This is a genomic window from Lentzea terrae, from assembly GCF_003265345.1.
Lineage (GTDB): Bacteria > Actinomycetota > Actinomycetes > Mycobacteriales > Pseudonocardiaceae > Lentzea > Lentzea terrae.
This window is the reverse complement of record NZ_QFWW01000030.1, coordinates 1-22,828: the sequence shown is the minus strand read 5'-3', so window position 1 is coordinate 22,828 and position 22,828 is coordinate 1. Positions and strand designations below refer to the sequence as shown.

24 protein-coding genes are annotated in these 22,828 nt (G+C 68.5%); 14 read left to right on the top strand and 10 right to left on the bottom strand.

Going from position 1 to position 22,828, the window contains the following annotated elements; all coding sequences use genetic code 11:
* Positions 1-42: 42 nt before the first annotated feature.
* The gene (locus DI276_RS37135) at positions 43-504 is read left to right on the top strand and encodes an SRPBCC family protein (protein WP_112273387.1); all 462 of its coding nucleotides are present in this window, start codon (positions 43-45) and stop codon (positions 502-504) included.
* Between the two features lie 3 nt (positions 505-507).
* On the opposite strand, the gene DI276_RS37130 is transcribed toward DI276_RS37135, so the two are convergent.
* The 3 genes from DI276_RS37130 to DI276_RS37120 form a co-directional block, all read right to left on the bottom strand.
* Positions 508-1,704, bottom strand: coding sequence for a vWA domain-containing protein (locus DI276_RS37130; protein ID WP_157985175.1), 1,197 nt, complete (start codon positions 1,702-1,704; stop codon positions 508-510).
* Positions 1,701-2,834 (bottom strand): VWA domain-containing protein, encoded by a 1,134-nt coding sequence (locus DI276_RS37125; RefSeq protein WP_112272511.1) that lies wholly within the window; start codon positions 2,832-2,834, stop codon positions 1,701-1,703. Before DI276_RS37125 ends, DI276_RS37130 begins: the two co-directional genes overlap by 4 nt.
* A 149-nt stretch (positions 2,835-2,983) precedes the next feature.
* Positions 2,984-3,580 carry a TetR/AcrR family transcriptional regulator gene (locus DI276_RS37120; RefSeq protein ID WP_232837189.1) on the bottom strand — a complete coding sequence of 199 codons (597 nt, stop codon included), beginning with the start codon at positions 3,578-3,580 and terminating at the stop codon, positions 2,984-2,986.
* A 75-nt stretch (positions 3,581-3,655) separates the two neighbouring features.
* On the opposite strand from DI276_RS37120, the gene DI276_RS37115 reads away from it, so the two are divergent.
* On the top strand, positions 3,656-4,816 hold the full coding sequence (locus tag DI276_RS37115; RefSeq protein ID WP_112272506.1) for an FAD-dependent oxidoreductase: 1,161 nt from the start codon (positions 3,656-3,658) through the stop codon (positions 4,814-4,816).
* Between the two features lie 71 nt (positions 4,817-4,887).
* Positions 4,888-6,048: a hypothetical protein gene (locus DI276_RS37110; protein WP_112272504.1), complete on the top strand. Its 1,161-nt coding sequence runs from the start codon at positions 4,888-4,890 to the stop codon at positions 6,046-6,048.
* 46 nt (positions 6,049-6,094) lie between these two features.
* On the opposite strand, the gene DI276_RS37105 is transcribed toward DI276_RS37110, so the two are convergent.
* The 4 genes from DI276_RS37105 to DI276_RS37090 all read right to left on the bottom strand — a co-directional run bounded on the left by DI276_RS37105 (position 6,095) and on the right by DI276_RS37090 (position 12,550).
* Positions 6,095-8,182 carry an alpha-galactosidase gene (locus tag DI276_RS37105; RefSeq protein WP_232837188.1) on the bottom strand — a complete coding sequence of 696 codons (2,088 nt, stop codon included), beginning with the start codon at positions 8,180-8,182 and terminating at the stop codon, positions 6,095-6,097.
* A gap of 99 nt (positions 8,183-8,281) precedes the next feature.
* Positions 8,282-9,679, bottom strand: a complete 1,398-nt coding sequence (locus DI276_RS37100; RefSeq protein WP_112272502.1) for a GntP family permease — start codon at positions 9,677-9,679, stop codon at positions 8,282-8,284.
* Complete coding sequence (locus DI276_RS37095) at positions 9,676-11,259, bottom strand: N-acyl-D-amino-acid deacylase family protein (protein ID WP_112272500.1); 1,584 nt, start codon at positions 11,257-11,259, stop codon at positions 9,676-9,678. The genes DI276_RS37100 and DI276_RS37095 overlap by 4 nt, the downstream gene beginning before the upstream one ends.
* Before the next feature lie 10 nt (positions 11,260-11,269).
* Complete coding sequence (locus DI276_RS37090; RefSeq protein ID WP_408610614.1) at positions 11,270-12,550, bottom strand: amino acid deaminase; 1,281 nt, start codon at positions 12,548-12,550, stop codon at positions 11,270-11,272.
* A gap of 97 nt (positions 12,551-12,647) precedes the next feature.
* On the opposite strand from DI276_RS37090, the gene DI276_RS37085 reads away from it, so the two are divergent.
* The 6 genes from DI276_RS37085 to DI276_RS37060 all read left to right on the top strand — a co-directional run bounded on the left by DI276_RS37085 (position 12,648) and on the right by DI276_RS37060 (position 16,746).
* Positions 12,648-13,613: a sugar kinase gene (locus DI276_RS37085; RefSeq protein WP_112272496.1), complete on the top strand. Its 966-nt coding sequence runs from the start codon at positions 12,648-12,650 to the stop codon at positions 13,611-13,613.
* On the top strand, positions 13,614-14,360 hold the full coding sequence (locus DI276_RS37080) for an IclR family transcriptional regulator (RefSeq protein WP_112272494.1): 747 nt from the start codon (positions 13,614-13,616) through the stop codon (positions 14,358-14,360).
* Positions 14,361-14,371: 11 nt separating this feature from the next.
* On the top strand, positions 14,372-14,752 hold the full coding sequence (locus tag DI276_RS37075; RefSeq protein ID WP_112272492.1) for a RidA family protein: 381 nt from the start codon (positions 14,372-14,374) through the stop codon (positions 14,750-14,752).
* 108 nt (positions 14,753-14,860) lie between these two features.
* Positions 14,861-15,442, top strand: a complete 582-nt coding sequence (locus DI276_RS37070; protein WP_157985174.1) for a hypothetical protein — start codon at positions 14,861-14,863, stop codon at positions 15,440-15,442.
* A gap of 60 nt (positions 15,443-15,502) precedes the next feature.
* Positions 15,503-16,093 (top strand): hypothetical protein, encoded by a 591-nt coding sequence (locus tag DI276_RS37065; RefSeq protein ID WP_112272489.1) that lies wholly within the window; start codon positions 15,503-15,505, stop codon positions 16,091-16,093.
* Positions 16,090-16,746 (top strand): hypothetical protein, encoded by a 657-nt coding sequence (locus DI276_RS37060; protein WP_112272486.1) that lies wholly within the window; start codon positions 16,090-16,092, stop codon positions 16,744-16,746. Before DI276_RS37065 ends, DI276_RS37060 begins: the two co-directional genes overlap by 4 nt.
* Positions 16,747-16,906: 160 nt before the next feature.
* Here DI276_RS37060 and DI276_RS37055 read toward each other — a convergent pair whose 3' ends face one another.
* On the bottom strand, positions 16,907-17,257 hold the full coding sequence (locus DI276_RS37055) for a DUF1844 domain-containing protein (RefSeq protein ID WP_198681154.1): 351 nt from the start codon (positions 17,255-17,257) through the stop codon (positions 16,907-16,909).
* 280 nt (positions 17,258-17,537) lie between these two features.
* On the opposite strand from DI276_RS37055, the gene infC reads away from it, so the two are divergent.
* The 4 genes from infC (at position 17,538) to DI276_RS37035 (ending at position 19,697) form a co-directional block, all read left to right on the top strand.
* The gene (gene infC, locus DI276_RS37050; protein WP_112272482.1) at positions 17,538-18,152 is read left to right on the top strand and encodes a translation initiation factor IF-3; all 615 of its coding nucleotides are present in this window, start codon (positions 17,538-17,540) and stop codon (positions 18,150-18,152) included.
* A gap of 50 nt (positions 18,153-18,202) precedes the next feature.
* A complete protein-coding gene (rpmI, locus tag DI276_RS37045) occupies positions 18,203-18,397 on the top strand; it encodes a 50S ribosomal protein L35 (protein ID WP_086663968.1) in 195 nt (64 codons plus the stop codon).
* 74 nt (positions 18,398-18,471) lie between these two features.
* Positions 18,472-18,861, top strand: a complete 390-nt coding sequence (gene rplT, locus DI276_RS37040) for a 50S ribosomal protein L20 (RefSeq protein ID WP_112272480.1) — start codon at positions 18,472-18,474, stop codon at positions 18,859-18,861.
* Entirely contained in the window at positions 18,858-19,697 is an 840-nt protein-coding gene (locus DI276_RS37035; RefSeq protein ID WP_112273373.1) for a TrmH family RNA methyltransferase, read from the top strand. The genes rplT and DI276_RS37035 overlap by 4 nt, the downstream gene beginning before the upstream one ends.
* Here the strand turns inward: DI276_RS37035 and DI276_RS37030 are convergent.
* The gene (locus DI276_RS37030) at positions 19,685-20,824 is read right to left on the bottom strand and encodes a cytochrome P450 (RefSeq protein ID WP_112272478.1); all 1,140 of its coding nucleotides are present in this window, start codon (positions 20,822-20,824) and stop codon (positions 19,685-19,687) included. The genes DI276_RS37035 and DI276_RS37030 overlap by 13 nt on opposite strands.
* A 59-nt stretch (positions 20,825-20,883) precedes the next feature.
* Between DI276_RS37030 and DI276_RS37025 the strand changes: the two genes are divergently transcribed.
* Positions 20,884-21,774, top strand: coding sequence for a S41 family peptidase (locus tag DI276_RS37025; RefSeq protein WP_112272476.1), 891 nt, complete (start codon positions 20,884-20,886; stop codon positions 21,772-21,774).
* Positions 21,775-21,782: 8 nt separating this feature from the next.
* Here DI276_RS37025 and DI276_RS37020 read toward each other — a convergent pair whose 3' ends face one another.
* Positions 21,783-22,685 carry a MerR family transcriptional regulator gene (locus tag DI276_RS37020; RefSeq protein ID WP_112272474.1) on the bottom strand — a complete coding sequence of 301 codons (903 nt, stop codon included), beginning with the start codon at positions 22,683-22,685 and terminating at the stop codon, positions 21,783-21,785.
* Positions 22,686-22,828 lie beyond the last annotated feature (143 nt).

The following is a 22,828-nucleotide window of genomic DNA, read 5'->3' as shown; positions in this document are numbered from 1 at the left end:
AGGGCCTGTCACCTGAACGAGCTATCCGGGATGATGGCGCCCGTGTCACTCAACCGCTACCGGTTCCGCAACGTGTGGCACGTCTGCGCGCCTCCGGCAGTTGTGTACGACGTGCTGTCCGACATCGCGAACTACCCGCTGTGGTGGCCAGAGGTGCGGTCGGCGACGAAGATCGACGAAGAGTCCGGCGTGCTCCGCTGCCGTTCCTACCTGCCCTTCGACCTCGTCGTGCAGGTCCGGCACAGCATCGCGAACCAGCAGGCCGGGCTGCTGCGTGCGCAGTTGACCGGTGACCTCGAAGGCTTCGCCAGCTGGGAGATCACCGGCCGTGACGGCGGCACCGACCTCGTGTTCGACCAGGAGGTCGTGGTCAACAAGGCTCTGCTGCGCCGGCTCGTGCTGATCGCCAAGCCGTTCTTCCGGGGCAACCACGACCTGATGATGCGCGGCGGCCTGAAGGGGCTGAAGCAGGTCCTCGCCGAGCGCATGGCCAGCGAGTCCTGACCGTCAAAAGATCTCCACGACCAGCCTTCCGTCGTTCGCCCGCGTGCACCTGAGCGGGGCCTCGGCGTGGGCGCCGTTTTCCTCGTACGGCCATGAGCAGGACCACTCGCCGGACTCCCAGAACTTGCCCTGTCCCTGTGCCTGACCGGCGGCTATCGCCGCCTTGTAGCGGCCCGCGATGTCCATGGCCGCCTCGCAGCCGACCCAGCCACCGCTGAGGTCCGTCACCATGGGCTCGCGGTCCTGGCAGATGACCGGCTGTGCGTCGGCGTCGAGGCAGTGGAAGTCCAGTTTCTTCCACACTTCCACGGGTACCTGACCGCACGGCATGTCCGTCTGCGCCCTCACGAACTGCCATGAGTCGTCCTTGAACTCGAAGAGGACAGGCATGTCGTTCGACTCGATCTCGGTCGTGCGCAGCTTCGCGAACGCGTACTGGTCTTGCGCGCATTTGACGTCGACGTAGGCCAGTTTGGGCTCCGGCATGTACACGGCGGCAAGCGATTTGGCGGAGATCGAGTCGCACGGCGAGGTCTTGATCTCTTTCGCCACCAGGTCGGCGGGGACGGAGACCTCCTTCATCGTGGTGACGAGCTCGCCGGAAGTCTTGGTGAGGCGCGGTTTCTGCGCCTCGGTCGCGGCGGCGATCTCATTCAACACCTTGACCTGCTCCGGGGTCAGCCGGTGTCCGACGAACCGGAAGTCGATCTTCATGCCAGCCCGCGCGGTGTGCTGGTTGATGATCGTGCGAACCTCGTCGGCGTTCTTGCCGCACGCGTCGGCACTGCCACGCGCCACGACGACGATCCGGTTCGTTTCCGAGCCGCGGAACGGATAGGTGCGCGCGAAGTCGTCGATCGCCGCGAGGATCCCGCTGAGCAACGTCGCCTTGCCGCTCGGCGTGATCGACCGGGCCGCGGCACCGATCTCGGCTGCCTGGCCGGTGCCGGGCGTGACCAGTTCGGCGGTGTTGGCGGAGTCGCACGCACCACCGAACCGGCGCAGTGCCAACGAATCGGCGCTGGACATGTTCGACGCGGCCGCACCGACCGCGTCCGCCACCTCGCGGAAGTCGGAGGACTCCGAGGCGTCGACGAGGAACGTCGTGCGGTGGTCCGGCGGCAGCAGCACCCACAGGCCGCCGGCGACCAGCCCCAGCACCACCACGACCGCACCTGCCACCAACATCCAGCGTTTCATCGCGTTCCCCCCGGGCCTTTCGCGCGCAGCGCCGTCAGCTCGTCCGTCATCACCCGCGCTTCCGCGTTGTACGCGACGGCGGCCTTGGGGTAGACGGAGAGCGGCTCCGTCAGGTTCCGCCCCGAACGAGCCTGATCCACCAACTCGTCGGCGGCCGCGATCACCGCTTCCTGCAAGGTCTTCAACCGGACCGCCAGGTCCCGCAACCGCACCGCGTCCGCCGAGCTGGTCCGGCCGTCGAGGTCCTTGATCTCCACCTCCACGACCGCGCGACGGGCCTCGGCCAACGCGTTGTCGGCGAGGTCGACCCGGCCGTCCTGCAGCGCTTCGGTCGCGGAGTTCAGCTTGTCGACGGTCGGGTTCAGCACGTTGACGACCGACTGCGACGACCGCAGCACCGGCTCGATGGTGGTGAACCAGGCGAGCACGCGCTTCAGCTCGTCCGGCGAGTTCGTGAACGTCGGCTCCTGCGTCTTGAGCTGGGTGGCCAGCTCGGTCAGGCGATCGCCGTCGTCGCGGACCTGGTAGCCGATGAAGCGGAACTCGATGGTCAGCCCGGCGGCAGCGACCCGGTCCCGGATCTGCGCCCGGACGAACTCGTCGTCCGGGTCGCACGCGTCCTTGCCGTGCCGCGTGACCACGATGATCCTGTTGACCTGCTTGGCTTCCAGCGATCGCCACGACGTGAAGTCGTTGACGGCCTCGACGATTCCGCGCTGCAGCGTCGCTTTCGCGCCCTGCCGCACCGCTCGGGCGGCGTCGGCGATCTCCTGGCGGTTGCCGGTGCCGAACCCGACGAGCTGCGTCGTGTTGTCGTCCGTGCCGCATTCGCCGCCGAAGCTGCGCAGCGACTGGGAATCGTGCTCGCCGGAGTTGCCGACGACGGTGGTCAGCGCGTTCGTGACGCTCGCCAGGTCGCCCTCGGCCGCGTCGATCAGGAACGTCGTCTTGTAGCTGGGCGCGAACATCGGGACGACCCAACGGATCGCGGCGAAAACGCCACCCGCGACCAGAACGCAGACGAGCAGCACGATGAACAGCCTGCGGACGCTCTTCGGCCACTCCCAGAACGTGTTCCACTGGCGGGCGTTGTCGCCGACGACGACGCCCTTGGCCTTGCCGAGGTGCACCGAGTACTTGGTGGTGTCCTTGGGCGGCTTCTCCAGTTTCCCGTGCGCCTTCTGGATCGCATCGGACTATGCCGACGACAGGTCGTTCTTCGCGGAGAGCCTGAACTCGTCCATGCACAGCAAGGTAGCGAGTTTGGGACGAAAAGAAGTCAGGTTCGGCCGGACAGGTGGCGCACCAGCAGGGCCAGCTGCTCCGCGTACTTCTGCGCGAACTCCGGCGTGCCGGCGTCCTCGCCAGTGATCTGGCTCGCGGTCTGCCGCAGGGTCAACGGCGCGGAGGCGGCCGCCATCAACGCCAGCAGCAGCATGCCGGGATCCAGGTCCGCCGGCACTTCACCGGCGGCCTGGCGCTCGCGCATCCGGTCGACCTGGCCGCGCAGGAACGCCTCGTCGGTGCGCGGGCTGTCGCCGGCCAGGTTCGACCACGCCCACAGCCGGCCGTGGTCGGTGAGGGTGGTCGCCACGAAGCTCGCCAGGACCGTGTCGAGCGGCTGGTCCTCGCTCGCCATCTCGGCAGCACTGCCGTGCCAGCTCGTCGCGAGCTCCTTGTACAGGCCCTCTTTGCCGCCGAAGTAGTACGAGATCAGCTGCTTGTTCACGCCCGCGCGCGCCGCGATGTCCGTCGTGCGCGTCGCCGCGTAGCCCTTCGCCCCGAACTCCGCCGCGGCCGCCTCCAGGATGCGGGCCCGCGTGCGTTCCGGGTCGCGCTTGCGTTCCGAGGCGCTGGGGGAGCGGCGTTGATCCACGGCCACACGGTAGCCGACCGGCTGCTTTCAACCAATGGGTTGACTTAATCAACCGCACGGTTGAAACTCGAACGCATGAGAATCGCAGTGGTTGGTGGAGGAATCGGCGGGCTGTGCCTGGCGCACGGGTTGCGCAAGGCCGGCGTGGACGTGGCGGTGTACGAGCGCGATCGCTCGCGCACGGACCGCCTGCAGGGCTATCGGGTGCACATCAACCCGGATGGTGCCGCCGCGTTGCGGGAGTGTCTGCCCGCGGCGAACTGGGCGAGATTCGAGCAGGGCGCCGGAAGCAGTGGCAACGGGTTCGGGTTCCTGACCGAACAGCTCAAGCCGTTGCTGGTGCTCGACCCCGAAGAGGAGCGGCACTACTCGGCGAGCCGGATCACGCTCCGGCAGGTCCTGCTGGACGGCCTGGACGTGCAGTTCGACAAGCGGTTCGAGCGCTACGAACAAAACGGCGACATCAAGTTGTTCTTCGAAGACGGCACCACGGCGACCTGTGACGTGCTGGTCGGCGCGGACGGCATTCGGTCGCGGGTGCGTCAGCAGTACCTGCCGCACGCCGGCACGGAACCCGTCGGGGTCACGGCGATCGCGGGCAAGCTCTTCCTGGACGACCACGACTGGGTGCCGCAGGAGCTCGTGACGCGGGCGAACTCGATCGTTCCGACCAGCCGGGCAGGGATGTTCCTGGCCGCGCACGACGGGCTGGGCGTGACCGACGACCCGGACGACCCGTTGTTCGACAACGTACGTCCCTACCTGATGTGGGCCTATGCGGCGGCAGACCTGACCGTCCACGATGGACTGGACTTGCAACGCGAGGTGCTGACCAGGATCTCGCGATGGAGCCCTGAGCTGAACCGAATCGTGGAAGCCTCGCCGGTCGAAACGATCAGTGAGTGGCGAATCCGGTCGTCGAAGCCGATCGAGCGCTGGCAGCCCACGAACGTCACGCTGCTGGGGGACGCCATCCACGCGATGACGCCCATGCGGGGTATCGGGGCGAACATCGCGCTCAAGGACGCGCAGCTGCTGGCACGGTGCATCGCCGCGGGCGGTGACGCCGTCGCCCGGTACGAAGCACAGATGTACGACTACGGGTTCGCGGCGGTCAGGGACTCGCTGCGGGCCGCGAAGCAGTTCGCGGACGGCAGCCCGGTGGCGCGGACCATCTTCAAGACCGTGCTCCGGACCGCGAGCGCGGTGCCCGCCCTGAAGCGCGCGATGTTCTGAAAAAAGTTTGAACCGTTCTGGCGTGCTCTACGTGTGGTTGGCGTTGGAGGGCACTAGCCAGGAGGTTCGAGATGATCCGCAAGGGTGTTGCGGTCGTCGCGTTGGGGTTGATCTCACTGACCGCCTGCGCCGGCACGCCGGAGACCAAGCCGGTCGCGCAGCAGCAGGAAAGCGTGGTGGCGCTCAACGTCGCCGAGATCGACGACCTGGGGCCGGTGGTCACCGATGTCGAAGGTTTCACGCTCTACCGGTTCGACGGGGACAAGCCGAACGAGTCCACTTGCGACGGCGAGTGCGCCGCGACTTGGCCTCCCGCAACGGTTCCCGACGAGAACTTCACGGTGACCGGCGTCGAACGGCAGCTCGTCAGCTCCATCGTGCGCAAGGACGGCAGCCGGCAGCTGACGGTGGACGGGATGCCGCAGTACCGGTTCGCCAAGGACAGCCAGCCCGGCGAGACCAAGGGGCAGGGCCTGCAGGGCAAGTGGTTCGCCACCGGCAAGAACGGCGAGCGCACCCGGCTGGCCGCGCGCACAGGAGTGATCAGTGGGCTGGGCGCGGTGCTCACCAACGACGCCGGTCTCACGCTCTACCGGTTCGATGGCGACACGGCTCAACCTCCAGCGTCCAATTGCGACGGTGGCTGTGCGGAGAGCTGGCCGCCGGTGTACGTGGAGGGCGAGCAGCCGCGAGTGAAGGGCGTCGACCCGAAGCTGCTGGGCACGATCACGCGCAAGGACGGCAAGAAGCAGCTCACGGTCGCGAACTGGCCGCAGTACACGTTCAAGAAGGACACCAAACCCGGTGAGGCCAAGGGCATCACCGTGCCCAAGTGGTTCGCCACGGCCACCGACGGCAAGAAAGCCCAGCAGAACAAGGCGATCGCGCTCACCAGTGCGACCGTCAAGGACCTCGGCGTCGTCGCCACCGACAAGGACGGCATGACGCTCTACCGGTTCGACAACGACTCCGCGGACCCGTCGACGAGCAACTGCTCCGGCGAGTGCGCGGTGCAATGGCCGCCCGCTTTCGTCAGCGAGGGGTTTCAGGTGCAGGGCGTGGACCCCGCACTTGTGGGGACGATCGAGCGGGACGGGAAGAAACAGCTCACCATCGCAGGATTGCCGCAGTACCTCTTCTCAGGTGACAAGGTCTGCGGTGATGCCAACGGACAGGGCGTTGGCGGCAAGTGGTGGGCTACCAAGGCCGACGGCAGTCGCGCCGGCCAGTAAGAGGGAGAAGCCCCGGCGGGAGAGTTCCCGCCGGGGTTTTCCGCATCTACCGCAACCGCATGAGGATCGCCTGCTCCGGCTCGAGCACCGGAAGCTGGATCCCGACGTCAGCGAGCACCGAGCCGGGCAACGAGATCGGCTCCCACTTCTTCTCGTCCCGCCCGATCAGCCGCGGCAGACCGGCGGGCGCGTCGAACGACAGCTGGTACGTCCGCGTGCGGTCGAGTCCGGGGAACCGCACCCGCGTCGGCTTGTGCTGCACCGAAGTCGCGATCTGCGCGTAGCAGAACAGCGCCTCGGACTGGTCGGCGGCGACCACACCGTGCACCCACGCGGCCGAGTCCGGGTGGTCGGCGTGCACCGAGACACCGCTGTGCACCAAGGAACGCACTTCCTTGTAGTACTCGATCGCGGCCTGCAGCCCGGCCCGCTCGGCGTCGGTCGCCGAGTTGATGTCCCACTCGATGCCGAAGTGTCCGAACATCGCCGTCGCCACGCGGAACGACAGGTCGTGCACCCGGCCGGTGGTGTGCGAGTGGGTGGGACCGACGTGCGCGCCCATCAGCTCCGGCGGCAGGAACACGCCGGTCCACCGCTGGATCAGCTGGCGTTCCAGGGCGTCGTTGCAGTCGGAGGTCCACACGCGGTCGGTGCGGGAGAGCACGCCGAGATCGATCCGGGCACCTCCGGACGAGCAGCTTTCGATCTCCACGTGCGGGTGCCGCAACCGCAGCTCGTCCAGCAACCGGTAGTACGCCGCGGTCTGGTCGTGCACCCGCGAACCGATCAGGTCGCGGTTGTGGTCCCACTTCACGAACGCGATGTCGTTGTCCGACAACACGGACGAGACGCGTTCGAGGATGTGCGCGTACGCCTCGGGGTGCGCGATGTTCAGCACCTGCTGGTTGCGCCACGACGGCGGCAGCACGCCGGGACGCGGGCCCAGCACCCAGTCCGGGTGGGCGCGGTACAGGTCCGAGTCGGTGTTGATCATTTCCGGCTCGAACCACAGGCCGAACTCCATGCCCAGCGAGCGGACGTGCTCGATCAACGGGGTCAGGCCGTCCGGCCACACCGTCTCGTCGACGTACCAGTCGCCGAGACCGGCGGTGTCGTCCCGGCGGTGGCGGAACCAGCCGTCGTCGAGCACGAACCGCTCGACGCCGATCGCCGCGGCGGTGTCGGCCAGCGACGTCAGCCGCGCGAGGTCGTGGTCGAAGTACACGGCCTCCCACGTGTTGAGCACGACGGGACGGGGGCGGCGCGAACGCTCGCGCAGCTGACGGTGGAAGGCCGCGCTGATGCCGTCGATGCCCTCGGCGGAGTAGGCCGCGTACAGCCACGGCGACTCGTAGGTCTCGCCGGGCTGCAGCACGGTCTCGCCCGGCAGCAACAGCTCTCCACCGCCCAGGACGGGCGTGGAGTCGGTGAAGCTCTCCGCGTACGTCACGTGGTTGCCGCTCCACGCCACGTGCACCGCCCACACCTCACCGGAGCGGAACGAGAACCCCGGCGTGCCGGCCAGCAGGCCGATCGTGGCGTCGGCCCCGGTGCGGCCACGCCGGTTCTCCCGCACCCACGTGCCGTAGCAGAACGGGTGCCGCTGCGGCGAGCGTTCCCTGGCCCACCGCCCGGTGAAGTCGAGCAGTTCGGCGGCGTGCTCGGGCGCCGGCAGCGCGGTCTCCAGCGCCTCCAGCGAGTACGGCGTCGAGCCGTCGTTGCGAACGGTGTGCCGCAGCCGCAGCATCCCGGACGACGCCAGTTCCACCACGCCGGTCACGGTCAGCTCCGCCGCGGAATCCTCGGCCACGTAGTGGAAGATCGAGTCCTCGACGGAGAACGACGTCACCGCCAGTGCGGGTGCGAAGTGCTCACCGCCGCGATGCCCGCGCAGACCGGGACGGCCGGAGTGCCCGGCGCCGGCTTCCGGCAGCAGCGCGACCGCGACCGGATGGTCGGGCGAGCTGTTCGGGATGACCCCGGTCACGGCGTCGGCCAGGGTGTGCAGCGCGTCCTGGCCGACGTCTCCGAGCGTTCGTCCCCAGTGCGTGACGACGGGCAACCCGGTGCCCCTGATGTCGATCACGACGCTGGAGGTGGCGTCGTGCAGGTGCACGACCTCCATGTTGTTCATGCGGGGCCCCGTCCACATCAAACACAAATGAACAATGCGCCGATCCTGTGACGCGGAGCCCACGTTGTCAAGCGTTCGAACTTGTTGAGTTGTGTCTGATTAGACGACCAGGCTGAGCAGCGCCGCAACCACGAAACCGACCACGGAGAGGATGGTTTCCAGCACCGTCCACGACTGCAGCGTTTCCTTCACCGAAAGGCCGAAGTAGCGGGAGACGATCCAGAACCCGCCGTCGTTGACGTGCGAGGCGATGATCGAACCGGCCGCGATGGCCATGACCACCAGTGCCAGCTGCGGCTGCGAGTAGTTCAGGTCCGCGAGCACCGGTGCCACGATGCCGGCGGTCGTCACGATCGCGACCGTCGCCGAGCCCTGCGCGATCCGGATGACGCAGCTGATCACGTACGACAGCGCGATCACCGGCAGGCCGAGGCCCGAGAGTTCGCCGGCCAGCGTCTTGCCGATGCCCGTCGCGGCCAGCACGGCGCCGAAGAAGCCGCCGGCACCGACCACGAGCAGGATCATCGCGACCGGCCGCAGCGACGCGCCGGACAGCTCCGCGATCTTCTCCCGCGTCATGCCGCGCCGGAAACCCAGCAGCCAGAACGCGAGCAGCACCGAGATCGTGAGCGCCACCGCGGGTGTGCCGAAGAACGTGGCGATCGCGTACGGCGCGGAACCCTTCTGCAGCAGGATCGAGCCGAACGTGCCGGCGAGGATCAGGACCAGGGGCAGACCGATGATCGACAGCACCAGGCCGAGTGACGGCGGTGCCTGCGAGCCGTTCTCCTTCTTGGCCTCCTCCGCCGCGACGAGCATCTCCTGCGGCACCGGCACGTTGATGCGCTTGCCGATCCAGTACGAGTACAGGACACCGCCGACGAACCACGACGGGATCGCCACCGCGAGGCCCATGATGATGATCCAGCCGAGCGACACCTTCAGCAGACCGGCCGCCGCCACCGGTCCGGGGTGCGGTGGCATGAACGCGTGCATGACCGAAAGGCCGGCCAGCAACGGCATGCTGAACAGCACGATCGACTTGCCGCTGCGCTGGGCCGCCACGTAGACCAGCGGCGCCAGCACGAAGATGCCGATGTCGAAGAAGACCGGCACACCGAAGATCAGGCCGGCGAGACCGATCGCGACCGGTGCGCGCTTCTCACCGAACGCTTGCATCAGCTTGTCCATCAGCACCTGCGCGCCACCGGACGCCTCGAGAATGGCGCCCAGCAACGTGCCGAGACCGATGATCGCGGCGATGTGGCCGAGGATTCCGCCGAAGCCCTTCTCCAGCAACGAGTCCGAGGCCTTCTGCGCCGACCCGACCAACGCCTCCGTCGGCACGCCGGCGGCCAGGGCTACGAGCAGTGCGACGACGATCAGCGCGATGAACGGCTCGACCTTGAACTTGATGATGAGAAGCAGCAGCACCGCGATGCTGACCACGGCGAGGGTGAGCAAGCCCCCTGTTGAGTGTTGCAACCAGTCGATCACGGGCGGCTCCTGAGTGAGTGGCCTGGCAATGCGCCGGTGGCGGTTCCGTCGTCGATCACCGGCACCCCGTTGCAGAACACGTACGGGATGCCGGCGGCCTGCTGGCGAGGCTGGTCGAACGTCGCCGTGTCGGCGATCGTCGAGGCGTCGAACAGCACCAGGTCGGCCGCGTAGCCCTCGCGGACCAGACCTCGGTCGGTGAGCCGCAAACGCTTGGCGGCCCGGCCGGTGAGGTGCTCGACGCACTCCTCCAGGCTCAGCACGCCCAGTTCACGGACGTAGCGCGCGAAGTAGCGCGGGAACGTGCCCCACGCGCGCGGGTGTGGCCGGTCGCCGACGAGCAGCCCGTCGCTGCCTCCCGTGTGCGCCGGGTGCTTCATGATCGCCTGCACGTTCTCCTCGTGGCCCACGTGCATGAGGCACGAGGTGCCCATGCGTTCGTCGACCAGCACGTCGAAGTACAGGTCGGCCGGCGTGCGGCCGAGCCTCGCGGCGGACGCGTGGACGCTGGCGCCGACCAGGTGCGCGTTGTGCTCGTGGCGCACCCCGTTGATCTCGATGGAGTCCCAGTCGACGGGTACACCGTGACACCCGTCCGAGCCGATCTCCTCGATCTCCTCGCGGATCCGCTCGCGCGTGTCCGCATCGGACAAGCGGGCGAGCGCGGCTTCCGGTCCGCCTTCTGTCGCCCACGACGGCAGCAGCGCGCTCAGGTAGGTCGCGCCCGGCAGGTACGGGTAGGTGTCCAGCGAGATGTCCGCGCCTTCAGCGATCGCGTTGTCCAGCAACGTCAACAACTCCGGCGCTCGCCCCTTGTTCACCGGGAAGTTCATCGTGGCGTGCGCGAGGTGCAACGGGCAGCCGGATCTCTTCGACACGTCCACCATCTCGGCGTACGCCTCCAACGCACCGGCGCCGTAGCTGCGGTGGTGAGGGCTGTAGAACCCGCTGTGCTGCCCGACGACCTCGCAGAGCTGCACGAGCTCGGACGTGTCCGCGTACATGCCCGGCGTGTAGGTGAGCCCGGACGACATGCCCATCGCGCCCTCGGCCAGCGACTGTGCGAGAACCGACTTCATGTCGTCCATTTCGGACTCGGTCGGTGGCCGGTCGTCCCAGCCGACCACGAGCATCCGCAACGTTCCCTGCGGCACCAGGTACGCGGCGTTCACCGCGATGCCCTGGTCGAGCCGGTCGAGGTACTCGCCGACCGAACGCCAGTTCCAGTCGAAGCCGGGCGGGTCGTCGTTCCACCCGGCGAGCTGGCCGCGCAACGTCGCGAGCACCTCGTCGTTCACCGGCGCGTACGACAGCCCGTCCTGGCCGAGCACCTCGGTCGTGACGCCCTGCGAGACCTTCGCCAGGTGGTCGGGTTCGGCGAGGATCCGCAGGTCGGAGTGCGAGTGCATGTCGATGAACCCCGGTGCGAGCACCAACCCGTCCGCCTCGATCGAACGGGTCGCGGTCAACCCGTGCCCGATCGACGAGATGACGCCGTCCTTGATCGCCACATCCGCGCGGTAGGCGGGTGTGCCGGTGCCGTCGGCGATCAGCGGTCCGCGCAGAACGACGTCGTCCATCAGTGCACTCCTAGAAGTAGGTGCGAATCAGGTCGACCACGGTCGTGCCCTCGACGACCGGGATGAGCTGCCACTTGTCGAACACCGTGCAGGGGTGGGAAAGCCCGAGCCCGACCCAGTCACCGACGCGGACGGTGGCCTCCGCGCCGAGCGACATGAACGCGTGCTGGTCGTTGAGTGCCGTGACTTTCGCCTGCGTCAACGGCGCGATCGCACCGTCGCGGCGGCGCACCAGCTGCGGTTCCGGCAGGCCCTCGTCGAACGACGCGTCGCGCTTGCCGATCGTCAGCAACGCCAGGTCGCGCTGCGGCCGTGACGTCACCTGAGCCCAGGCGCGCAACGCGGAACGGAACGGCTCCACGCCGTCGATGCGCGAGAACGGCGAGATGCCGCGGTAGAAGCCGTCGTCGTGCGTGATGTACGCACCACTGCGCAGCACCGGGTTCACCGGCACCGGCCACGGCTGCGCCAACGTCGCCGCCACCTGGTCGAAGTACGCGCTGCCACCCGCGGTGACGATCACCTCGTCCAGCTCGTCCAGCATCCCGGCGTCGGCCATGCGCAGCACCAGCGTGCGCAGGTCGGTGAGGTACCGGTCCACAATGGACTGCGACGACTCGGAGGCGTCGTGCGCCAACGCGCCTTCGTAGCCGGAAGCACCGGCCAGTCGCAGAACAGGGCTCTGGTCGATCGCCCGCGCAACGGCCAGCGCTGTCTCCAGATCGCGCGCGCCGGTTCGTCCGCCGGGAGCGCCGAGCTCGACCAGCACGTCGATCGGACGGGACGGCTGGAGTTCGTGGAGCGTCTCGCTCATCAGCGCGACGCCGGCCTCGGAATCCGCCCAGCAGCTGAACTCGAAGCGCGGGTCGTGGTCCAGTTCGGCGACCAGCCAGCGCAGCGCGGCCGGGTCGAGGAGCTGGTTCGCCAGCAGAATCCGGCTGACTCCGAACGCCCGGTAGACGCGCAGCTGCGACGCGTTGGCCGCGGTGATGCCCCAGACGCCGTGCTCGATCTGCCGCTGGAACAGCTGCGGTGCCATCGTCGTCTTGCCGTGCGGTGCCAGCTTGACGCCGTGGTTGTCACACCACTTGGACATCGTCGTCAGGTTGTGCGCCAACGCGTCCGCGTCCAGCACGACGAGCGGCCCGACGAACTCGTCGGCGAAGAGGTCCAGCCGCCGGTCGGCGACCTCGCCGATGGTCGAGCCGAACGTGCTCGACGGCAGGCCCTTGAACCGCCAGCTGACCCGTTCGGAACGGATGTCGGCGACGGCCGAGAGGTCCATCTCCATCAGTTGTTGCATATTTTGCAACTCCCATTGCGCGATGTGATGCTGGAGTGTGTAGCATTCGGGTGCGCCGCCGTCAACGAACACCTCTGGAGCACGCATGCGGTTCGAACACGTCGGCGGTGTCGTGTGTCTCGGCGAGACCATGGTGATGATGGTTCCGGCTGAACCCGGTCCCGTGCATCTGGTGCGCACGTGGCATCGCGCCGTCGGTGGCGCCGAGTCGAACGTCGCCATCCACCTGGCGCGGCTCGGCGTGCGGTCGTCGTGGGTGAGCGCGGTCGGCGACGACTCGTTCGGGCTGGCAGTGCTCGACGCGGTCAGCGGCTTCGGCGTGGACACCTCACGGGTGCGGATCGACTCGACCCGCCCGACGGGCCTCTACGTCAAGGAGGCCTCGCCCGGTGGCAGCCCGGTGCGCTACTACCGGCGCGGCTCGGCGGCGTCCGGCATGGGGCTCGAGATGATCGACCGGCTCGGCCTCGGCGAGGTGAAGCTGGTGCACCTCAGCGGAATCACGCCCGCGTTGTCCGATTCGTGCCTCGCGATGATGCGCGAGCTGCTGCGTCGCCCCAGACACGGGTTCAAGATCTCGTTCGACCTGAACTGGCGGCCCGCGCTGTGGGCGGAGCGCGACCCGCGCGTGCTGCGGGAACTCGCCGACATGGCCGACATCGTGCTCGCGGGCGCCGACGAGGCGGAACTGGTGTGGGGGACCGGTGATCCGGCCGGTCTGCGCAGGCTGCTGCCCGGCCCGTCCGCGCTGGTCGTGAAGCAGGGGGCGGCCGGCGCGCTGCTGATGGAGGAGGGTTCGTCGCACTTCGAACCAGCGTTGAAGGTCGAGGTCGTGGAACCGGTCGGCGCCGGTGACGCGTTCGCGGCGGGGTTCCTCGCGGCGACGCTGGCGGGTGCGGCTCCGTCGGTCCGGCTGCGGGCAGGTCACCTGCAGGCGGCCTCCGCTTTGCTCACCGCCGAGGACGTCGGAGATCCTTTGCCGGACGACGTGACAGTTCCGCTGCTGCACGCCGACCCGCAGACCTGGGCGTCCGCCCGCCTGGAGGTGTGAATGAGCCAGAGCCTCGACCGCGCGCTCACCCTGGTGAGCCAGCTCGCGTCGGGCCCGAAGACGCTGGACGAGCTGTCCGGCGTGATCGGCGTCCACAAGTCGACGACGCTCCGGTTGTTGCGGACGCTGGAGTCGCACCGGTTCGTGCAGCGCGACGGCGTGCACCACTACCGCCTCGGCACGGCCTTGTTCGACCTCGCCAACATCGCCCTCGAGGAACGCGACGTGCGGCGCGCCGCCGAGCCCGCGTTGCGCGACCTCAACGCCCGCTTGGGACACACCGTCCACCTGGCGTCCTACGAGGACGGTGAGGTGATCTACATCGACAAGTACGAGTCACGGCACCAGATGCGCATGTACTCGCGCATCGGCCGTCGTGCGCCGTTGCACTGCACGGCCGTGGCGAAGGTCCTGCTGGCCGACCTGCCCGCGCCGGCGTTGCAGAAGGTGCTGGCGACGATGGAGTTCCCGCGGCTGACGGCGAACACCATCACCAGCCCGGCCGCGTACCTCGAGGAGCTCGACCGCGTGCGTGCCAACGGGTACGCCGTCGACAACGCCGAACACGAGGACTTCATCCACTGCATCGGCGCCCCGATCAAGGGCGCGCGGGGCGAGGTGCTCGCGGCCGTGTCGATGTCGGTGCCCAAGGTGCTGCTCGACTTCGACGGGCTGCTGGCCCACCTGCCTGATCTTCTGGCCACCGCAGAAGCCGCGTCTGTTGAGTGCGGTTACGTTCCGAGATAAGGGGAAGTCCGTTGTCCAAGGTTGAGATCAAGACCGCCGACGCGCCGCAGCCGGTGGCGAAGTTCTCGCAGGGTGTGCGCAAGGGCAACATCCTGCAGGTGGCCGGCCAGGTCGCGTTCGACCCCAAGTCCGGCGAGATCGTCGGCACCACGGTGACCGAGCAGACGCGGCAGACGTTCGCGAACCTCAACGCGGTGCTGGCCGCCGGTGGCGCGTCCATGGACGACGTGGTGATGATCCGGGTGTATTTGACGGACACCGCGCACTTCGCGGAGTTGAACGAGGTGTACGGCGAGTTCATGACGGAGCCGGCGCCTGCCCGCACGACCGTCTACGTGGGACTGCCGGCCGGCCTGTTGGTGGAGATCGACGCGCTGGCCGTCGTCGACTGACCGGTTCCGGTCTGCTGGGTGGAACTCACCGAGCGGACTGTGATCGGCAGGTGCTTTGCTGGGGCGTGCTTCCGTGCGGAGGCGCGCCCCTGGCCGTGGGAGGCGAGCTTGATATCGGAGAAGGCCAACGTCCGCATGCGGGCGGCGTTGCACGCGATCAGGCCCGGCGACGTGCCGCTGCCGGCAGCCCTCGCCGAGACGGTCGCGAACGGATGGACCGAGTCCGACGGCGGCCCACTGCACAGCCTGGAGATCCCGCGCCAGGACGAACTGACCGAACTGCTCGCGGTGTCCCTGGCCTACGCGAGGACGTGCCTGCGCGCCGCCGACCGGCCGGTCACCGCGCTGTTCGCCATCTCCGAGCCGTTCGACGACGCCATTCCGGTGACCACGCACGTCAGCCTGTGGACGACCGCGCCCGGCCTGCACGACTTCGAGAACAACGAACAGCCGCTGATGCTGCTGAGCACCGAGCCGGCCGACTTCCTGTACGCCTCCAACGACGAGCACGAGAAGGTCATGGCCGACACCGCGGAAACGCTGGAACGTCAGGGCCTGTCGCGTGTGGAGGCGGTGCGGAAGGTCAACGAGTTCTGGGGGCAGCCGAGTCGCCGGTGGGCGTTGCTGTACGGCGACTGGATCGGGCAGCGGCACGGCGAGCACTGGGCGAAACTCATCACCACGGCGTAGTGCGTTGTGCTGTACGGACGACAGCGAACCCGTGGTTGTTGTTTGTGAAACCATCCGCACATGAAGTGGTACGCGGACAGACCTGTCAGGCTCACGCGTCAGCTGATCGCCGACCTCCTCGCCGCCGGGTGGGTCGCGCTCTGGATCTGGGTGGCCACCACCGCCCACGACTGGGTGCTCGAGCTGAGAGCTCCGGGAAGCGGGCTGGTCAACGCGGGCGGCGACATCCGCGACGTCTTCACCAACGCCGCCAGCAAGGCCAAGGGGGTGCCGTTCGTCGGGGACGACCTGTCCGGGGCGCTGGGCAACGGGACCAAGGCCGGCGAGACCCTCATCGGGGTCGGCAACACCCAGATCGGCGTGGTCGAGGACACCGCGTTCTGGCTGGCAACCGCTCTCATCGTGGTGCCGGTCCTGTTCCTCCTCATCACCTGGCTGCCGCTGCGGCTCCGCTACGCCTTCAAGGCAGCCGACACCGCCAAGCTCAGGGACATGCCGGACCTGCTCGCCCTGAGAGCGCTTACCAGCCTGAAGCCGAAGGAACTCGCCAGGTTCCCGCACGACCCGGCCGCGAAGTGGCGCACAGGGGACACCGACACCATCGAGGAGCTGGCCCGCAGGCAGCTCGCGGCGCTGGGGGTGCGGGCATGATCGCGCTCTCGGTGATCGCCGCCGTCGTGGCGATGTGCTCGCTGGCAGTGGCGCTGTGGCAGGCGCGCGAGGCGAAGAACGCCCAGGCGGCCGCCAGCAGCTCGCTGGAGGCGGCCGGCAGAGCCCAGGACGAGGCGCAGGCCGCGCGGAGGGCCGTCGAGCAGGCCGCGTCGAGTGCCCTGCAGGCCAAGACGGCGCTCGACGAGGCCAAGAAGGCGGCGGACGACGGCAGGAAGGCCGCCGAGCAGGCCCAGCAGGCGGCGGAAGCGTCGAGGATGCTGGCTGACGAGGCGCAACTCACAGCTCAGCAAGCCACGCAGCAGGTCAACGAGCTGACGGAAAGCCTCGCTGTGGAACGGCAGAGAAGAGGCATGCCGACCTTCGCCATCACGCCCGGCGCGCCCGACGAGTTCCGGCTCAGCTACTTCGGCGGGCCCGCGGTCATCGAGCAGCTCACGGTGTCGGTGGTGCCGGGCAGCAGGGTGCTCGGGTTGTCCCAGCGCGACGAGCCGCCGGCCGAGCACCTGGACGTGGGACCGCTCTACAACGGCAGTGCCATCACGTTCCGGGCGGCGACCGGTCAGCGGGCCAGCGCGGTGTTCCAGATCAGGGCCGAGCCGTGGGAGCCCGTCGTGGTGCGAGCAGACCAGTAGTGGAGCGGCAGGCGGCGCTGCTGGACGGGCCGTGTGACCGCTGGATCGGCAGTGCGGAAGGCCACTGGCGGGGGCGTGCCGCGGTGTGCTCGAGCTCTCGATCGCCGAGGTGGGACGTGGGCCAGCGGTCCCCGCCTGCCGGGGACCGCGACCCGAACGGCTAGTAGACCGGGCCGGTGTACTTCTCGCCCGGACCCTGGCCCGGCTCGTCCGGCACGACCGAGGCCTCGCGGAACGCGCGCTGCACGGACTGCAGGCCGTCCTTCAGCGGCGCGGCGTGCGGGCCGAGGTACTCACCCGAAGCGGTGATCAGGCCGGCCAGGGCCGTGATCAGGCGGCGGGCCTCGTCCAGGTCGCGGCGCGGGGAGTTGTCCGGGTCCGGGTCGGCGAGGCCCAGGCGCTCGGCGGCGGCGGACAGCAGCATCACGGCCGCCCGGCTGATCACCTCGATGCTGGGCACCTCGCCCAGGTCGCGGACACTGTCTTCTAGCGGCTCAGTCACGCCCGACATTCAAGCAAGCCGACGCCACGGGCCCGCGATTCGGGGGTTGACAAGAGCGTCTGCTACTATTTCGGACGCGACCAGCTCTCGTTAGTGCGAGAGCGGCAAGTGGAGCCCCGCTCCCACCCGCGATCACCGCTTCTTGAGGTGGCCGGGTCCGGTCCTCCTGAACGCCAGGGCACACGGGTGCCCGACGGTACAGGTTTGTGATCGGTCGGAAGCGGGCCCTGTCGTCGACATCGACGACGGGGCTCTTGTCTTTGGCGCAAACGAGTCTTAAAGGACGTGAATGACAAGTCCCTCGAACCGAGGTGCTCCTGTGAGCACCGAGCCGCGCATCAACGACCGCATCCGCGTGCCTGAGGTCCGTCTGGTCGGGCCGAACGGCGAGCAGGTCGGGATCGTTCGCATCGAGGACGCGCTCCGACTCGCGCAAGAAGCGGATCTGGACCTCGTCGAGGTCGCCGCGCAGGCTCGACCGCCGGTCTGCAAGCTCATGGACTACGGCAAGTTCAAGTACGAGACGGCGCAGAAGGCTCGCGAGTCTCGTCGGAACCAGCAGCTGACCGTGATCAAGGAGCAGAAGCTCCGGCCGAAGATCGACCCGCACGACTACCAGACGAAGAAGGGCCACGTGGCCCGCTTCCTCTCGCACGGGAACAAGGTCAAGGTGACCATCATGTTCCGCGGTCGAGAGCAGTCGCGCCCCGAGCTCGGCTACCGGTTGCTGCAGAAGCTGGCGGAGGACGTCGCGGAGCTGGGCTTCGTCGAGTCCAACCCGAAGCAGGACGGTCGCAACATGATCATGGTGTTGGCGCCGCACAAGAACATCAAGCCGCGTCCGGTCAAGCAGGAGCAGGACGGCGTCGTCGACACCGACGAAGCCACCGACGCCACCGAATAAGGACGCATGGCCGCCCCCGACCCGGTGGGTAGCACGAGACGAGGACGGAAATGCCGAAGAACAAGACGCACAGCGGGACCTCGAAGCGGTTCAAGGTCACCGGCAGCGGCAAGATCCTCCGGGAGAAGGCCGGCAAGCGCCACATCCTGGAGAAGAAGTCCAGCAAGGTGACGCGTCGCATGAGCGGCACCGCGGTCGTGTCGGAGAACGACGCCCCGCGCATCAAGAAGCTGCTCGGTCTCTGACCCGCTTCGAATCCCCTAGCTAATTCGGAAGCCGGCCCCGACCCGGCTTCCCATGAGATCGACAGGATGGACCCGTGGCACGCGTCAAGCGGGCTGTGAACGCCCAGAAGAAGCGCCGTACCACCCTTGAGCTCGCCAGCGGTTACCGCGGCCAGCGCTCGAGGCTGTACCGCAAGGCCAAGGAGCAGGTGCTCCACTCGCTCAACTACGCATACCGCGACCGCCGTGCGCGCAAGGGCGACTTCCGCAAGCTGTGGATCCAGCGCATCAACGCCGCTGCCCGCGCGAACGGCATGACCTACAACCGCCTGATCCAGGGTCTGCGCCTGGGCGGCGTCGAGGTCGACCGCAAGATCCTCGCGGACCTCGCCGTCACCGACGCCACGGCCTTCACGGCCCTCGTCGAGATCGCCCGCAAGGCGCTCCCGGCCGACGTGAACGCTCCGGCCGGGGACCAGGCCTGAGTCAGCACGCTCACCGAGCAGGTAGCCGACCCGAGGCAGCTCCGTTCACCGAACGGACTCCTCGGGTCGTTGCTGCTCGGCACCTGACCCGCCGCCAGGGCCGTGACAAGGCAGGCCGCTTCCTCGTCGAGGGAGCCCAGGCCGTCCGGGAAGCCCTGCGGTACGGCACGACGCACGAGCTGTTCGTGACGGCGGAGGCAGCGGAACGCAACGCCGAGCTGCTCCAGACCGCCACGGACAACGGCATCCGGATCAGCGAGGTCACCGACAAGGCCGCCGCGTCGCTGTCGGAAACCGTGACGCCGCAAGGCCTCATCGCCGTCTGCGACGCCGTGCCGCAGCCGCTCGACCAGGCGCTGCAAGGCACCCCGAAGCTCGTCGCCGTGCTCTACGGCGTCTCGGACCCGGGCAACGCGGGCACCGTCACGCGCGTGGCCGACGCCGCCGGTGCCGACGCGGTGATCTTCGCCGGCGACACGGTCGACCCGCACAACGGCAAGTGCGTGCGCGCCTCCACGGGCTCGCTCTTCCACCTGCCGATCGCGCGTTCCCGTGCTGCCGCAGAGGTTTTCGCCGCCTGCCGCAACGCGGGCCTGAAGCTCGTCGCCGCCGACGGCTACGCCGAGCACGACCTCGTCGAGGCATCGGTGAAGGGCGAGTTGAAGCAGCCCACCGCGTGGGTGTTCGGCAGCGAGGCCCACGGCCTGCCCGACGACGTCGTCGCCGAGCTCGACACCTCGCTGAAGGTGCCGCTGTACGGAGCCGCCGAGAGCCTCAACCTCGCGACGGCCGCCGCGGTCTGCCTCTACGCCTCGGCACGCGATCAGCGCAGCTGAACGGGAAGTGACTCGATCCCCCTGGTCATCTTCCCGCCGCTCCACTGTGGACTGAAGTCGGGCGGGAACCGGTAGTCCGGCAGCAGGCTGAGCACCTCCTCGGCCACGATCCGCATCTCCAGCAACGCGAGGTGCTCGCCCACGCACCGGTGCACGCCGTACCCGAACGCCAGATGCGGATTGCGGTCGCGTGAGCAGTTGAACTCGGTCGGCTGCGAGAACACCGCCGGATCGTGGTTGGCCGCGTTCAGCACCGCGAGAACCCGCCGGCCATCGGGCCGGCGGGTCCGCGCGATCCCCACCACCGGCGACTCGATGCGCAGGCACTCGTCGACCATCCGCGGAATCAGGGACGGCGAGGCCAGAATCTGCTCCCGCAACCCGTCCACGGCAGCCAGGAAGTAGAGCATCGCGCTCAGCCCGTGCACGGTCGTCTCGTGCCCGGCGATGATCAGGAACACGAACATCCCGATCTGCTCTTCCGCCGTCAGCGGTCGCCCGTCGACGGTCCCGTCCGCGATCGCCAGGGCCACCGTGTCCGCCCCGGCCGCGCGCTGCCGGTCCAGTTGATCAGCGATGTACGCGCGAAACTCACCCAACGCGCGGTCGCCGTCCTCCCGATTCCCGGTGCGGGCAGCGAGGAACAGCCGGTCCACCCACCCGAGAAACCGCGAGCCGTCCTCGGCCGGCATGCCGAGGATCAACGCGATTGCGGCCGGCGGCAGGTAGTGCGCGAGCTCCGGCACCAGGTCGGCCTCGCCGCGAGCGAGCAACTCCTTGATCCGGTGCCGGACCAGCGTGCGCAACGTGTCGTCGTACTGCGCCACCGCGGCACGGGTGAAGTGCCGCTGCAGGATCTTGCGGTACATCGTGTGCAGCGGCGGGTCGAAGTCGACCGGCGGCTTGCCGGTCATCGTGAGCCGCGGGATCGCGATGCCGTCGGTCGAGCTGTAAGTGGTGTGGTCGCCCAGAATCTGCTTGATCGAGTCGTAGGTGAGCGCGGCCGTGAACCCGCCGTGCTGAGTGGAATGCACGACAGGGCACTGCGCGCGCAGGTCGGCCAGCACCTCGTTCAACGGGTTGGCCAGCAACGGGTCGATGTGGTCGAACTGCCAGTCGGGATGCACACCAACAACCACGCCGAAAATCCGCCAGCGGTTCGCCCAGCGTCTCGTATCGTGGGCCGGTGCGCGAACCAGAGATCGAACTCCTGTGCTCCCAGCTCGCCTCCTACTACGTCTTCCCGGACACGGCCAACGAGATCGCGAACGTCCTGGGCACCCGGCTGGCTCAGGGCGCGTACGCCGACGCCGTCGACGACGAGGAGTTCGCGGCCCGCGTCACGAAGGACCTGCAGTCGGTCAACGGCGACAAGCACCTTCGCCTGCTCTACAGCGAGAACGAGGTCCCCGAGAACGGCCAGGAGACGGCCTGGGACCCGGTCGCCTACCGGAAGGAAGCCGAGCTCGACGCGTTCGGCATCAGGAAGATCGAGCGCCTGGAAGGCAACATCGGCCTGCTGGAGCTCAGCCTGCTGCACGACGCCGACGTCGCCACGCCCGCCATCACCGCGGCCATGAACCTCCTCGCGCACACCGACGCGTTGATCATCGACCTGCGCAAGAACGGCGGCGGCGACCCGCACACGGTCGCCCTCATCTGCACCTACCTGTTCGACGAACCGGTGCACCTCAACGACATCTACAACCGCCCGGACGACTCCACCCAGCAGTACTGGACGTTGCCGCACGTGCCGGGCCCGCGCTTCGGCGGCCAGAAGCCGGTCTACGTCCTCACCAGTGGCCGCACGTTCTCCGGCGCGGAGGAGCTGAGCTACAACCTGCAGCAGAACAAGCGCGCCACGCTGATCGGCGAGACCACGAAGGGCGGCGCCCACCCCGGCGAGCGCTACCGGGTCGGCCCGCACCTCAAGTCGTCGATCCCCAACGGCCGCGCGATCAACCCGATCTCCGGCACCAACTGGGAGGGCGTCGGCGTCGTCCCGCACATCGAGGTGCCCGCGGACGAGGCGTTCGACGTCGCCTACGAGAAGGCGACCTCGAACCTCGGCGGCTAGGCCGTGGTTCAGGTAGCGGGCGAGTCCTGGAGGGACAGCTCCAGGGCCAGTTCCATGCAGCGCAGGCGGGCTGGGGAGAAGTCGTAGGGCATCTTGCCGAAGGCTTCGACCGCGCTCATGGAGCCGGCCTCCCGACTGCAAGAGCCGAGGTCGGCCTCGTCCTCGGCGGTCACAGGGTGCAAGGTGTCCCAGGCGTCGAAGAGGCCATCGTCGTCCTCATCCAGGCCGGACTCCTCGATGACGGCGTGCAGGGCGCATTCGAAGGCGTGCCGCTCGGCGGCCACTTCGGCCACCCGTGGATCATCGACGGCGACGCTGTCATCGAGTGCCTCCTCGGCGGCATCGATGCGGTCGGATTCCTCCCGCAGAGCGGGATGCGTGGCCAGGGTGATGAAGCGGCCGGCCCGCACGGCCGCGCCGAGCGGGCCGAAAACCCGCTCGGTGACCAGCAGGTCGTCCAGGTCCGCCTGGCGCAGGGAGCCTTCTGGCAGGCTCTTGAGGCGTTCGGTCACGAAGTCGGAGAGCAGGCCCATCCGGCTGCCTTCGGTGCGCATCCGCTGCACGGCGGTCCGTTGCCGCCGCAGTTCCGCCTCCTGCTCGGCGAGGGTTTCCTCCAACCGCTCCAGGATGCCCGCGACACCGTCTCCGCTGTCCGCACCGGCGGAAGCCATGCCGGTGGTGAAGGCGTCACGGATGTCGTCCAGGGCGATCCCGGCGTCGGCCATCTTGCGGATCCACAGCAGGCGGATCATGTCCTCGTACCCGTAGCGGCGGCGGTCGTCACCGCCCCGCTCGGGCTCGGGGAGCAGGCCGATCTCGTGATAATGGCGGATCGCCCGTGGCGTGGTGCCGGCGAACGCAGCCGCGTCACCGATCTTGACCTGGCGCGGCGGCAGGAACGACGAGTGCATGAGTCCACTGGACCACATGCCGCTGCGGAAGGTGCAACCTGCGCACCACTCAGCGACTAGACGGTATGACCTGACCGCTTGATGTGGAGTGGTTGCGGGCCGGGGCCCCGCTCACGCTTGTTCGTGGGTTGCCGGGCAGGAGT

Excerpts from the sequence above, each read along its gene's own strand:
- DI276_RS37090 (WP_408610614.1), bottom strand. The coding sequence starts at position 12,550 with ATGGAGATGGACCTCTCGGCCGTCGCCGACATCCGTTCCGAACGGGTC.
- DI276_RS37065 (WP_112272489.1), top strand. The coding sequence starts at position 15,503 with ATGAAGTGGTACGCGGACAGACCTGTCAGGCTCACGCGTCAGCTGATC.
- DI276_RS37115 (WP_112272506.1), top strand. The coding sequence starts at position 3,656 with ATGAGAATCGCAGTGGTTGGTGGAGGAATCGGCGGGCTGTGCCTGGCG.
- DI276_RS37110 (WP_112272504.1), top strand. The coding sequence starts at position 4,888 with ATGATCCGCAAGGGTGTTGCGGTCGTCGCGTTGGGGTTGATCTCACTG.
- DI276_RS37055 (WP_198681154.1), bottom strand. The coding sequence starts at position 17,257 with ATGTCGGGCGTGACTGAGCCGCTAGAAGACAGTGTCCGCGACCTGGGC.
- DI276_RS37130 (WP_157985175.1), bottom strand. The coding sequence starts at position 1,704 with ATGAAACGCTGGATGTTGGTGGCAGGTGCGGTCGTGGTGGTGCTGGGG.
- DI276_RS37105 (WP_232837188.1), bottom strand. The coding sequence starts at position 8,182 with ATGAACAACATGGAGGTCGTGCACCTGCACGACGCCACCTCCAGCGTC.
- DI276_RS37095 (WP_112272500.1), bottom strand. The coding sequence starts at position 11,259 with ATGGACGACGTCGTTCTGCGCGGACCGCTGATCGCCGACGGCACCGGC.
- DI276_RS37060 (WP_112272486.1), top strand. The coding sequence starts at position 16,090 with ATGATCGCGCTCTCGGTGATCGCCGCCGTCGTGGCGATGTGCTCGCTG.
- infC (WP_112272482.1), top strand. The coding sequence starts at position 17,538 with ATGACAAGTCCCTCGAACCGAGGTGCTCCTGTGAGCACCGAGCCGCGC.
- DI276_RS37020 (WP_112272474.1), bottom strand. The coding sequence starts at position 22,685 with ATGCACTCGTCGTTCCTGCCGCCGCGCCAGGTCAAGATCGGTGACGCG.
- DI276_RS37085 (WP_112272496.1), top strand. The coding sequence starts at position 12,648 with ATGCGGTTCGAACACGTCGGCGGTGTCGTGTGTCTCGGCGAGACCATG.
- DI276_RS37080 (WP_112272494.1), top strand. The coding sequence starts at position 13,614 with ATGAGCCAGAGCCTCGACCGCGCGCTCACCCTGGTGAGCCAGCTCGCG.
- rpmI (WP_086663968.1), top strand. The coding sequence starts at position 18,203 with ATGCCGAAGAACAAGACGCACAGCGGGACCTCGAAGCGGTTCAAGGTC.